Origin of the sequence: Vibrio rotiferianus (assembly GCF_002214395.1) — a bacterium.
GTDB lineage: Bacteria > Pseudomonadota > Gammaproteobacteria > Enterobacterales > Vibrionaceae > Vibrio > Vibrio rotiferianus.
In genome coordinates this window covers 2,311,971-2,324,385 of record NZ_CP018312.1, presented here as the reverse complement: position 1 = coordinate 2,324,385, position 12,415 = coordinate 2,311,971, and the positions used below count along the sequence as shown (strand labels likewise).

General features: G+C 43.9%; 11 protein-coding genes. All 11 read left to right on the top strand.

What is annotated here, in order from left to right; translation table 11 throughout:
* Positions 1-3 precede the first annotated feature (3 nt).
* Positions 4-417 (top strand): flagellar basal body rod protein FlgC, encoded by a 414-nt coding sequence (flgC, locus tag BSZ04_RS19785; protein WP_071235549.1) that lies wholly within the window; start codon positions 4-6, stop codon positions 415-417.
* Positions 418-434: 17 nt separating this feature from the next.
* Positions 435-1,142, top strand: a complete 708-nt coding sequence (gene flgD, locus BSZ04_RS19780; RefSeq protein ID WP_010446696.1) for a flagellar hook assembly protein FlgD — start codon at positions 435-437, stop codon at positions 1,140-1,142.
* Between the two features lie 31 nt (positions 1,143-1,173).
* Positions 1,174-2,508: a flagellar hook protein FlgE gene (flgE, locus tag BSZ04_RS19775; RefSeq protein ID WP_088881215.1), complete on the top strand. Its 1,335-nt coding sequence runs from the start codon at positions 1,174-1,176 to the stop codon at positions 2,506-2,508.
* 301 nt (positions 2,509-2,809) lie between these two features.
* Entirely contained in the window at positions 2,810-3,559 is a 750-nt protein-coding gene (locus BSZ04_RS19770; protein WP_088881214.1) for a flagellar basal body rod protein FlgF, read from the top strand.
* 18 nt (positions 3,560-3,577) lie between these two features.
* Positions 3,578-4,366, top strand: a complete 789-nt coding sequence (gene flgG, locus BSZ04_RS19765) for a flagellar basal-body rod protein FlgG (RefSeq protein WP_005382032.1) — start codon at positions 3,578-3,580, stop codon at positions 4,364-4,366.
* Between the two features lie 27 nt (positions 4,367-4,393).
* Positions 4,394-5,173 (top strand): flagellar basal body L-ring protein FlgH, encoded by a 780-nt coding sequence (flgH, locus tag BSZ04_RS19760; RefSeq protein WP_088881213.1) that lies wholly within the window; start codon positions 4,394-4,396, stop codon positions 5,171-5,173.
* Between the two features lie 45 nt (positions 5,174-5,218).
* Positions 5,219-6,310 carry a flagellar basal body P-ring protein FlgI gene (locus BSZ04_RS19755; protein WP_010446716.1) on the top strand — a complete coding sequence of 364 codons (1,092 nt, stop codon included), beginning with the start codon at positions 5,219-5,221 and terminating at the stop codon, positions 6,308-6,310.
* 18 nt (positions 6,311-6,328) lie between these two features.
* A complete protein-coding gene (flgJ, locus tag BSZ04_RS19750; protein WP_010446718.1) occupies positions 6,329-7,255 on the top strand; it encodes a flagellar assembly peptidoglycan hydrolase FlgJ in 927 nt (308 codons plus the stop codon).
* A gap of 166 nt (positions 7,256-7,421) precedes the next feature.
* A complete protein-coding gene (flgK, locus tag BSZ04_RS19745; protein WP_088881212.1) occupies positions 7,422-9,338 on the top strand; it encodes a flagellar hook-associated protein FlgK in 1,917 nt (638 codons plus the stop codon).
* 13 nt (positions 9,339-9,351) lie between these two features.
* A complete protein-coding gene (gene flgL, locus BSZ04_RS19740; RefSeq protein WP_088881211.1) occupies positions 9,352-10,542 on the top strand; it encodes a flagellar hook-associated protein FlgL in 1,191 nt (396 codons plus the stop codon).
* Between the two features lie 404 nt (positions 10,543-10,946).
* Positions 10,947-12,101 (top strand): flagellin, encoded by a 1,155-nt coding sequence (locus BSZ04_RS19735; RefSeq protein WP_088881210.1) that lies wholly within the window; start codon positions 10,947-10,949, stop codon positions 12,099-12,101.
* Positions 12,102-12,415 lie beyond the last annotated feature (314 nt).

The window sequence follows — 12,415 nt, the reverse complement described above, 5'->3', positions numbered from 1 at the left end:
TAGATGAGCTTATTTAACGTTTTCAATGTGACAGGTTCTGCAATGAGCGCTGAGTCTGTTCGTCTAAATACGACTTCAAGTAACTTAGCCAATGCGGACAGTGTAAGTAGTTCAGCAAAAGATACTTACAAAGCCCGTCACGCTGTCTTTGGTGCCGAGTTAAGTCACGCGATGCGAGGCGGTGATACTGTACCTGTTCAAGTTTTGGGTATTGTTGAAAGCGATAAACCTCTCAATGCGGAGTATAACCCCGATCATCCACTTGCAAATGACGAAGGCTACATTTACAAGCCAAACGTTAATGTGATGGAAGAAATGGCAAATATGATCTCTGCTTCTCGTGCGTACCAAACGAACGTGCAAGTAGCTGATTCAGGCAAACAAATGCTGCTGCGTACGCTGCAGATGGGTCAATAGGGATAAGGGGGTAGCGTATGGCCGGATTTAATAACGTTGGTCAAAGCGGCTTGTCCTATGTTGATCAGCTTAAGAGTTTACAAGAGAACAAAAAGCCCGACGAAACAACAGGTAAGCAGGATCTTAAACAAGAAGATTTCTTATCCCTGTTGACTAAGCAGCTTTCTCAGCAGGACCCTTTTAAGCCGGTTAGCAACGACCAGATGATTGCGCAAATGGCTTCATTTGCGACCGTAGATGGTATCGGCAAGATGAACTCTCAGTTTGAGAGCTTGAACTCGTCAATGACTTCTAACCAAGCGTTACAAGCTTCTTCATTAGTTGGGCGTGATGTATTGGTTCCTGGTGCCGCTGGTGTAAAAACAGATGATGCTGCAATGGCAGCAATGGTTAAGCTTCCTCAAGCTCTGGATAATCTATTTGTCCGTGTTGAGAATCAAGCTGGCCAATTGGTTCGTACCTTTGAGGTTGGTGCGAAGCCTGCTGGAGATACACGTGTGGTTTGGGACGGAAATGATGAAAACGGTAACCCGTTGCCTGCTGGCAAATACAATGTAAAAGCGTCTGGCTTGATTGAGGGAGAGTCGCAAGAATTTCCTGTATCAACATACGCAAATGTAAACAGTGTATTGCTTGGTAAGGGTGATGGTAACGTACTGCTCAACCTGGCTGGCTTTGAATCGCCAGTTCGACTTGCTGAAGTACTAGAGGTAGGCAAGGCGTAATTGAGCGTTAGCCAGATTAGGAGATTTTGAAATGTCATATGTATCTTTAAGTGGTTTGTCTTCAGCTCAGCTGGACTTAAACACAACCAGTAATAACATTGCTAACGCGAACACCTACGGCTTTAAAGAGTCTCGTGCAGAGTTTAGTGATGTATATTCTAATTCACTATTTACCAATGCTAAAACCACACCTGGTGGTGGTGTTCAAGCTAACCAAGTAGCTCAGCAATTCCACGAGGGTTCAAGTATTTATACTAATAACCCAATGGATTTGCGTGTGTCGGGTACAGGCTTTTTTGCAGTAGCAAAAGATCGTTTGATCCCGCAACAAAATGAGATGACACGTAATGGCGCATTTCATTTAAACAAAGACAACTACATGGTTACGGCGAATGATGAGTTTTTGCTTGGTTACCAAGTAAACCCTGAGTCAGGTGAAGTTTCATCTTATGAGCCACAACCAATCAATATTCCTGCTGAGTTCGGTAAACCGAAGCAGACTGCAAATATTGAAGTCGGGGTAAACTTACCGGCAAACGGTGACCTTAAAGATCCAACTCTATTTGATTTCTCCGACCCGGATACATATAACCGTTCAACGTCATCGACAATTTATGACTCGATGGGGCAGTCCTATAAGTTGACCACCTATTATCTCAAAGATAAGAATCAGGCGAATACTTGGAATACATACTATACGGTAACTGACAAAGACGGAGAGAAACCTTTAAATATTGCAAACGGTGATTCAACTACTGCTAGCGGGCATGTTGGTCACACCATGAAATTCAATAACGATGGCACACTGGCAAGCCTGAATGGTGGAAACCCTATCAATTCGGTTGCGTTGGGAGGATCTGTCGGTGAGGGAGGTGAGGTTGCTGCAGAAAATGCCGGAGTTAACCTCAATGGTGCAGATCCATTACAGACACTGAACTTTGGTTTGGACTCAGCAACCCAATTTGCCGCACCATTTGAACTAACCAAGTTTGACGAAGATGGCGCAACAACGGGTTTCCTAACAAAGATCGATTTTGATGAAAACGGTAGCGTTTTAGGTACCTATTCTAACGGTGAAAACGTAACTTTAGGTCGTGTTGCACTTGTGCGTGTTCCTAATGAACAAGGTTTGGATAAGAAAGGCGGCACTCAGTGGGATTCAACGCAGTTCTCAGGAGATAAGATCTGGGGTGAATCAAACAAGGGCTCTTTCGGTACTATCAATAACGGTATGCTAGAGCAATCAAACATTGATATGACTCAGGAGCTGGTGGATCTGATTTCTGCTCAGCGTAACTTCCAAGCGAACTCGCGTGCGCTAGAAGTGCATAACCAGCTACAACAAAATATCCTGCAGATTCGCTAGAGCGCTAGATAGTTTGCTTAATCAAACGTTACGTGCGTTTGCCGCTTCGTTTGATGACATCATGACATTCATCTGATGCTCAACCAGAATAAACCTCGATTCTGGTTGAGCATGCTTTGATCTCTCGTTTGCCGCTGTTGCCGCTAGGCGGATCAAAGCATTGCCTCTCTCTTGGTTGATTCATCCCGAATTGCCATCTGAAATTCTCATTTTATAGTCAAGCTTTTGATTAATAACATTATTTTAATATTGGCATAACTCTTGCTTTTACTCCTTGGTACAGAGACTTTTGGAGTAATTTATGGATCGCGCACTGTTTCTCGCAATGAGCGGCGCTAAGCAAAATATGCAAGCCCTGCAATTGCGTGCTAATAACTTGGCTAACGTGAGCACAACAGGCTTTCGTGCTGATTTAGCACAAGCTCGTTCAATGCAAGCCTATGGTGAAGGCCACGCTTCACGTGTTTTTAGTATGACAGAACGGCCGGGGCATAACTTTGCTCAGGGCAGTGTGATTACTACCGGGCGCGACCTAGATATTACGGTTGAAGGCCAAGGGTGGATATCAGTTCTCGATCCGATGGGCAAAGAAGGTCTCACGCGCAATGGTAACCTGAAAGTTGATCAAAACGGTTTGCTAACCAATAGCTCTGGTCATGCTGTACTTGGTGAAAATGATGCGCCAATTACACTCCCTATACCATTATCCAAAATAGAAATTGGTCGTGATGGCACCATCTCTGTACTTCCACAAGGTGCTCCGGCTGAAGAATTAGAAGTGGTTGATCGTATTAAGTTAGTTCGTACTGACGATCAAGGACTTTTTAAAGATATCAATGGCTTATTTCGCCATAAAACTCCAAACCAACCTTACGAAGCAGACGCATCAGTAAGCATCCAAACAGGTGCGATTGAAGGTAGTAACGTCAATGCCGTAGGTGAAATGACCGCTTTGATTGATTTACAGCGTCAATTTGAAATGCAGGTCAAGATGATGAGCACAGCTGAAGAGATGGACAAGTCGTCCGATTCACTGCTTCGTATGAGTTAATTGAGTTAGAGGTTTACTATGCATCCAGCACTATGGGTAAGTAAAACAGGTCTAGACGCCCAGCAGACCAATATTGCAACCATTTCCAACAACTTGGCAAACGCCTCAACGGTTGGCTACAAAAAAAGTCGTGCCGTATTTGAAGATTTGTTTTACCAGAATATTAATCAACCAGGCGGCCAGTCTTCACAAAATACAGAATTACCAAGTGGCTTGATGTTGGGTGCTGGTTCTAAAGTGGTTGCTACTCAAAAAGTTCACACCCATGGCAATGCGCAAACAACCACCAACGCGCTAGATATGATGGTTGAGGGTGATGGCTTTTTCCAAGTGACTCTGCCTGACGGCAATATTGGTTACACGCGAAATGGTCAGTTCACCTTGAACGGTGAAGGTACATTAGTGACGTCGGGTTCTGGCTACCCTGTTGAGCCAGAAATTGTTATCCCAGAAGATGCGATCTCTATTACTGTTGGTACTGATGGTGAGGTATCTGTACGTGTTCGTGGTCAGCAAGATAACCAGGTCGTTGGCCAGTTAACTATTACAGACTTTGTTAACCCAGGTGGTCTAGAACCAATTGGCCAAAACCTTTACCTACCAACGGGAGCAAGTGGTGATCCTCAAGAGGGTGTTCCGGGCCTAGATGGCTTAGGTGAAATTCGTCAATCCATGCTAGAGGCTTCTAACGTGAACGTGACCGAAGAATTGGTCAACATGATCGAAGCGCAGCGAGTTTATGAAATGAACTCTAAAGTTATCTCATCTGTCGATAAGATGATGAGCTTTGTCAACCAGCAACTATAACGACTAATTCGAATTGAGGGCCTTCAGATGAAACGTATCTCACTACTTGCACTGATCTTAACCATGTCTGGTTGTTCAATGTTAGAGCCAATTGAAACGGATGAAGTATCGCAAGCGACAACGGTAGTTGATGCGGTTGAAGGTGATAAATCTCAAGATGAAAGTAATGGTCTGGTTGATACGCTAAGAGGTAGGACTGATCCTATAGCGGGTGATCCTGCGTGGGCACCTATTCACCCTAAACAAAAGCCAGAGCATTATGCAGCAGCAACGGGATCGCTGTTTAGTGCAGATCACATTTCCGACTTATACGATGATTCTAAGCCTCGTGGTGTCGGCGATATCATTACGGTTACCTTAGATGAGACAACCAGTGCGACGAAAAGCGCAAATGCTGATATGTCTAAATCTAACGATTCTACGATGGATCCTCTATCTGTAGGCGGTCAAGAGCTACAAGTTGGTGGTAAGTACAACTTTTCTTATGACTTGAGCAATAGTAATACATTTGCTGGTGATGCTTCTTCTAAGCAAAGTAATAGCATCAGTGGCTACATTACTGTTGAGGTGATTCAAGTTTTAGCTAACGGTAATTTGGTTATCCGAGGCGAAAAGTGGATGACTTTGAATACTGGCGATGAGTATGTTCGTTTAAGCGGCACTATCCGTCCGGATGACATCAGCTTCGACAATACAATCGCATCTAATCGTGTTTCGAATGCGCGAATTCAATACTCTGGCACAGGAATCCAGCAAGATATGCAAGAGCCTGGATTTTTGGCACGATTCTTTAATGTATCGTTATAACAAATGCAAAATTGACGGCAATTTGACTGCATAAGAAAGGTAATCATGAAAAGAATCGTACTACTGTTGATGAGTGTCGCTCTATTTTCGGCATCGACACAAGCTGCACGAATTAAAGATGTTGCACAAGTTGCTGGGGTACGTAGTAACCAGTTGGTCGGTTATGGTTTGGTTTCGGGGTTACCTGGTACTGGTGAGTCTAACCCTTTTACAGAACAAAGCTTTAATGCAATGTTGCAGAACTTTGGTATTCAATTACCACCGGGTACTAAGCCAAAAATCAAGAACGTTGCTGCCGTAATGGTGACAGCTGAACTGCCTCCATTTTCGAAACCTGGCCAACAAGTTGATGTGACGGTCTCTTCTATCGGTAGTGCGAAAAGCCTTCGTGGTGGCACGTTGCTACAGACCTTTCTTAAAGGCCTTGACGGGCAAGTTTATGCCGTAGCGCAAGGTAACCTAGTCGTGAGCGGTTTTAGCGCTCAAGGCGCGGATGGTTCCAAGTTAGTGGGTAATAACCCAACAGTAGGACTTATCTCTAGCGGAGCAATGGTTGAGCGTGAAGTCCCGACACCTTTTGGTCGAGGTGACTTTATTACCTTCAACTTATTGGATTCTGATTTTACTACAGCGCAGCGCATGGCTGATGCAGTGAACAACTTTTTAGGCCCTCAAATGGCAAACGCGGTTGATGCTACGTCAGTAAAAGTTCGCGCGCCACGTGATATTAGCCAGCGAGTGGCATTCCTCTCTGCGATTGAAAACCTTGAGTTTGATCCTGCAGATGGAGCAGCAAAAATCATTGTCAATTCTCGAACAGGTACCATTGTTGTTGGTAAGCATGTTCGACTTAAACCAGCGGCAGTGACTCATGGTGGAATGACCGTTGCAATTAAAGAGAACTTAAATGTAAGTCAGCCAAATGGTTTTTCTGGAGGACAAACCGTGGTTGTGCCTGATTCAGATATCGAAGTCACTGAAGAACAGGGAAAAATGTTTAAGTTCGAGCCTGGACTTACATTGGATGATCTTGTTAGAGCTGTGAATGAGGTCGGCGCTGCGCCTTCTGACTTGATGGCGATTCTACAAGCATTGAAACAAGCTGGTGCCATTGAAGGCCAGCTGATCATCATCTAATCGATTAGGGGGAAAACCATGGTGAACAATCCTAACGATATTGGCTTTATTCATGACATTAGCTCACTTGATACTTTGCGCCAAAAGGCCGTGAAAGAGGGCAAAGATGGTGAGCAAGAAGCGTTGCGCGCGGCAGCTCGTCAGTTTGAATCTATTTTCACCTCAATGATGTTGAAGTCGATGCGTGAAGCCAATGAAGGCTTTGAGTCTAACTTCATGAATAGCCAAAACGAAAAGTTCTACCGTCAAATGCTGGATGAGCAGATGGCGAGTAATTTAAGTGCGTCAGGCTCGATGGGACTCGCGGATATGATCGTTAAGCAATTAACGGTTGGTCAAGGTGACGACAAAACTGAAACGGCAATGCGCGATGCGGCCAACAATGCTGTTGAATATCGTCGCGTTGATCCGAAGAAAGCTCGTGAAATAGAGCAGCGCCTAATAGAATCCGGTCAGTTATCGCGTCCGAGCTCCGAATCAGCACGCTTTGATACACCGGAGTCTTTTGTTAACTCAATGAAGCCATACGCTGATCGCGCAGCAAAAGCTTTGGGTGTTGAGCCATCTCTATTAATTGCACAGGCAGCGCTAGAAACTGGCTGGGGGCAAAAGATGGTTAAAAATGCTCGAGGTAGTAGTAATAACTTATTCAATATAAAAGCAGACAGAAGTTGGCAAGGGGATAAAGTTACTACTCAAACTCTGGAGTTTCATGATAACACCCCAGTAAAAGAGACCGCCGCTTTTCGCTCTTACTCAAGCTACCAAGACAGTTTTAATGACTACGTCCGTTTTTTAAACGACAACCCTCGCTATGAGACAGCACTTCAGCATCAAGGCAATTCAGAATCATTTATTCGTGGTATCCACAGTGCTGGTTACGCGACAGACCCAAATTACGCAGACAAAGTGCTGCAGGTGAAGCAAAAAATCGAAAGTATGTAATTTATAACGATTTTGGATGTATTCCTCCTCTTTATAAGGCTTGCCATGGTGCAAGCCTTTCTTTTTCTTTCTGTTTGCCGTTTTGTCTATGCTGGCACGCCTTTTGCTAACCTTCTAATTAGGTGATCGGTCAATACCGATTTTATTTTGTTTGTTGGGGGCATTTATGGCGTCAGATCTACTGAATGTAGGTACTCAAAGTGTACTTACCGCTCAGAGACAGCTAAATACCACAGGTCATAACATCTCGAATGTTAATACCGAGGGATATAGCCGTCAGTCTGTCATCCAAGGTACCAATGATCCTAGACAATTTGGTGGTTCGACTTATGGCATGGGCGTGCATGTGGAAAATGTTCGCCGCTCATGGGATGAATTTGCCGTTAAAGAGTTGAACCTGTCCACAACGAACTACGCGAATAAGCTAGATAAAGAAGCAGACCTCGATTTGCTTTCTAGCATGCTCTCATCTGTTGCCTCAAAGAAAATTCCAGAGAACCTTAACGAATGGTTTGACGCGGTAAAAACTTTAGCGGATACACCAAATGATATTGGTGCACGTAAAGTGGTGCTTGAGAAAGCAAAACTGTTGAGTGAAACCTTAAATGGTTTTCATGAGACAGTTCGACAACAGTCTGACGTGACCAACCGTAAACTCGACATGGGTATTGAGCGTGTCAACCAGCTTGCTGTTGAGATTCGCGACGTACATCGATTGATGATGCGCTCGCCTGGTCCTCATAACGATTTGATGGACCAACATGAAAAGTTAATCAAAGAGTTATCTGACTATACCAAGGTGACAGTGACTCCGCGCAAGAATGCTGAAGGCTTTAATGTCCATATCGGTAATGGCCATACATTGGTATCTGGTACGGAAGCGAGTCAACTCAAAATGATTGATGGTTACCCTGATGTTCACCAGCGTCGACTGGCTATGGTTGAAGGTGGCGGAATAAAACCAATCAAATCAGATGACATAGATGGAAAAATAGGCGCCATGCTCAGTATGAGAGATGAGCAAATCCCATACATAATGGACGAGCTTGGTCGTCTAGCTAGCGCATTTTCTCATGAAGTAAACCAGTTACAGAGCCAAGGGTTAGATCTCTATGGCAACGTTGGTGAGCTGATTTTTACCGATGTAAACTCAGAATTGCTCGCAAAGTCGAGAGTGGTGACATCCGCTCAATCGACAGCTGATATGGCGGTTTATATCAATGATTTGAGCCAATTAAAAGGCGGTGAGTACGCATTACGTTACGACGGAAATAGCTATAGCATCACCAAGCCTAACGGCGAAACAGTGAAAGTTGATACAGATTCGTCAGGTAAAGCGTTTTATCTTGATGGAATGCGCGTCGAAGTTCGTAATGAGCCTAAAGTGGGTGAGCAAGTGTTAATTCGCCCAACCAGAAGCAGTGCTGCGCAGATTCAGATGGAAACTAACGATCCAAAGGCAATTGCGGCTCAAAGTTATGAAGCGTCCACGACCTTTGCACAAGGCAAAGCCACATTCGAAATTGTCGATGCTGGTGACCTACGTGAATTTGAGGTCGTTGTTTCTCCGATGGGAGACCAATTTGCTGTAACAGATACCAGCGGCAATGTTGTGATGCCACCTCAGGCGTATCCACCATCAGGCCCGGTGTCGGTAACATTACCGCCAGAACATCCACTCTATAAAAATGGTTCGGCAACAGTATTTGAGCTGTCGTCTGGCGCCATAGCGAATGATAAATTTACGGCAAACCTCGTTCCTTCAGAGGGTGATAACGGTAACTTGAGGAAAATGCTTCATATTCAAACAGATAAAAAGATGGATGGCAAAGAAGCGACCATTTTGAATATCTATCAAAATTTGAATACCAACGTTGGACTTAAAGCCTCTACAGCAAGTCGCTTGTCTGATGTTGCTCGTCTAGAAAACGAGTCTGCTCAAGAGCGATTAGCGTCTATTTCCGGTGTAAATCTGGATGAAGAAGCGGCGAATATGATGAAGTTTCAACAAGCGTATATGGCCTCTTCACGCATCATGCAGGCGGCAAACGATACGTTTAATACCATTCTTCAGTTGCGATAGGAGGAGAGAATAAATGTTAACTCGAATTTCTAGCTTCCATAACTATCAATCAGTGCAGAATGATCTTCGTCGTCAAGAAAACAAAGTTCATCATAATCAAGAACAATTAGCATCCGGTAAGAAGTTAACTAAACCGAGTGATGACCCACTGGCGACTCACTACATTCAAAGTATTGGTCAGCAAGAAGAGCAACTAAAACAGTATTTGGATGCCATTGTTCTAGTGCGTAATAGGCTCGAACATCATGAGGTCACTATCGCTAACTCAGAGCAGTTTGCCGACGATGCTAAGCGCTTAAGTATGGAAATGATCAACGGTGCGATGTCGCCAGAAGATCGTGAGGCAAAAAAGCGAGAGTTGGAAGAAGTCTCCAATAACTTCCTCGCTTTAGTTAACTCCCAAGATGAAGCAGGTAACTACGTTTTTGCTGGCACCAAGCCGAAAAATCAACCTTTTTTCCGAGATTTTGATGGCACGGTCACTTATACCGGTGATGATTATCAAAGGAAAATGCGCATTTCATCGAACATAGAAATGGCAACGAGTGATCCAGGTAGTAAGCTGTTCATGGACATTCCTAACCCGTTTGGTGACTTTGAGCCTAAATATGAGCTGCAGGAAGGATCTGAGCTTTTACTAAGTAGCGCAACAACCCGTTCAAGAGATGAATCCAATTACAAACTCACTTTTGTTGATATGAGCAATGGTAAATTTGGTTATCAATTGGAAAAGAATGGCAGCGTTGTGCAAGTTGATGACTACTCACCAATTGATGGCATTAAATATGAAGGGGTGAGCATCCAACTGAAAGGGCAAGTCACTGCCGGAGACAGCATTACGATTGAGCCGCGTAAGACTTTTAGTATCTTCGATACATTCAGAGATACCGCTAAATGGTCTGATGAATCAGTTTCTGATGCCTCGGCAACAGCACAGCTTCATCAAATGACAGAAGAGTTTCAGGCGGCGTTTATTCATTTAAACAAAGCAAGAACCGATGTTGGTGCTCGACTGAGTACGCTAGATATTCAAGAGCAGAATCATGAAGACTTCAATCTCTCTCTGGCCAAATCAAAGAGTAATTTTGAAGACTTAGATTATTCCAAGGCTGTTATTGAATTTTCGGAAAACACAAGAGCACTGCAAGCATCGCAGCAAGCTTTTGGTAAGACGAAAGACTTAACGTTATTTAACTACATCTAAATATCGATGTGTGCTGCGGCGCTTCTCTCTATGCCTTATGTGCAATGCCTTAAGTGCGAGAGATAAATAAGCGGCATGTTATTTCCCAAAGCGGCAAAGTTTGGGGGAAGTTCATCAGGAATGATGTATTTGTTGGGATGAGCAATGCCACTCAACGTATTTTTCGGCGGAATTAATGGGGTTGGCTTTATTGTAACCCTATGCTGATAAAGGCTTTTGCTGATTTTGATTATTTTTTATTAAAGTTGGCATGTATATTGTATCTATGTGGTCAGAATAGATTTACGGATTCTAAACCTTGCCTAGTAGGCAGCTTTAGCAAGTAATTTTTACGGTCAGTGCTTTTCCAAATGAGAGTAAAGCTGGCCGCTTCGCAAAGCTTGCGAACTCAAAAGGAGAGCAAAATGGCTGTAACGGTTAGTACTAACGTTTCTGCGATGACCGCACAACGTTACTTAAATAAAGCGTCAAACGAACTCAATACTTCAATGGAGCGTTTGTCATCAGGTCATAAGATTAACAGCGCAAAAGATGACGCTGCTGGTCTACAAATTTCGAACCGTCTGACAGCTCAGTCTCGTGGTCTGGATGTGGCAATGCGCAACGCGAACGATGGTATTTCCATTGCACAGACAGCAGAAGGTGCAATGAATGAAGCAACATCTATCATGCAGCGTATGCGTGACCTTGCCATTCAGTCGGCAAACGGTACGAACTCGCCAGCAGAACGAGAAGCTATCAACGAAGAGTCAAATGCGCTTCAAGATGAGTTGAACCGTATCGCTGAAACCACATCATTTGGTGGCCGTCGTTTGCTAAATGGTACATTTGGTGAAGCGGCGTTCCAAATTGGTTCAAGCTCCGGTGAAGCAATGATCATGGGTTTAACCAGCATTCGTGCAGATGACCATCGTATGGGTGGTACAACGTTCTTGACTGAGAATGGTAAAGGTAAAGACTGGGGCGTATCTGCAGATAACGCTGACCTAAAAATTACTTTACCAGGCATGGGTCAAGATGAAGAAGGTAATACGACCGATCTGGATATCGAAATCACAGCAAAAGCAGGTGATGATATCGAAGAGTTGGCGACATACATCAATGGTCAGTCTGACTTGATCAATGCATCAGTCGGTGAAGATGGTAAGTTGCAGATCTTTGTAGCAGAACCGAACGTGAAAGGAGATATCTCTATTTCAGGTGGTTTGGCATCAGATCTAGGATTTACTGGTGAACCTATTGCGACCACGGTACAAGATATCGATATGACATCGGTTCAAGGCTCTCAAAATGCAATTGGTGTTTTGGATGCAGCATTGAAATACGTGGACTCACAACGTGCAGACTTAGGTGCGAAACAAAACCGTCTAAGTCATAGCATTAATAACTTGGCAAACATTCAAGAGAACGTAGACTCTTCGAATAGCCGAATTAAAGATACAGATTTTGCGAAAGAAACGACGCAAATGACTAAAGCTCAAATTTTGCAACAGGCAGGTACTTCTATTCTTGCTCAAGCAAAACAGTTGCCAAACTCTGCAATGTCACTATTGCAGTAGTTTACCTAGCCTGTACTCAATACATTCAGACGTGGATGGGAATACAGGCTTTTGGCAAGCAACTTTACAATAGAATGTGCGGCTCTCTCATCTCTCACCTGCCAATCATTTTCAATGTAAGGTTGCACCCGGTATGTCGGATATGTGTTCATTTCTCTTGATCTCCACATAGGCTCTGGCTACCAACCTAGCCCCGGTTCTCTCAAAGGAAAAGGGGCTTTTTCTTTTTATCTATTCCCTCGCCTGTACTGGCTGTCCCATTTATCAATCGCTAATGATTGATTCAACGAATCCTCGTTGACGTATCGTATTAA

Excerpts from the sequence above, each read along its gene's own strand:
- flgE (WP_088881215.1), top strand. The coding sequence starts at position 1,174 with ATGTCATATGTATCTTTAAGTGGTTTGTCTTCAGCTCAGCTGGACTTA.
- flgL (WP_088881211.1), top strand. The coding sequence starts at position 9,352 with ATGTTAACTCGAATTTCTAGCTTCCATAACTATCAATCAGTGCAGAAT.
- flgK (WP_088881212.1), top strand. The coding sequence starts at position 7,422 with ATGGCGTCAGATCTACTGAATGTAGGTACTCAAAGTGTACTTACCGCT.
- BSZ04_RS19770 (WP_088881214.1), top strand. The coding sequence starts at position 2,810 with ATGGATCGCGCACTGTTTCTCGCAATGAGCGGCGCTAAGCAAAATATG.
- BSZ04_RS19735 (WP_088881210.1), top strand. The coding sequence starts at position 10,947 with ATGGCTGTAACGGTTAGTACTAACGTTTCTGCGATGACCGCACAACGT.
- flgJ (WP_010446718.1), top strand. The coding sequence starts at position 6,329 with ATGGTGAACAATCCTAACGATATTGGCTTTATTCATGACATTAGCTCA.
- flgC (WP_071235549.1), top strand. The coding sequence starts at position 4 with ATGAGCTTATTTAACGTTTTCAATGTGACAGGTTCTGCAATGAGCGCT.
- flgH (WP_088881213.1), top strand. The coding sequence starts at position 4,394 with ATGAAACGTATCTCACTACTTGCACTGATCTTAACCATGTCTGGTTGT.
- BSZ04_RS19755 (WP_010446716.1), top strand. The coding sequence starts at position 5,219 with ATGAAAAGAATCGTACTACTGTTGATGAGTGTCGCTCTATTTTCGGCA.
- flgD (WP_010446696.1), top strand. The coding sequence starts at position 435 with ATGGCCGGATTTAATAACGTTGGTCAAAGCGGCTTGTCCTATGTTGAT.
- flgG (WP_005382032.1), top strand. The coding sequence starts at position 3,578 with ATGCATCCAGCACTATGGGTAAGTAAAACAGGTCTAGACGCCCAGCAG.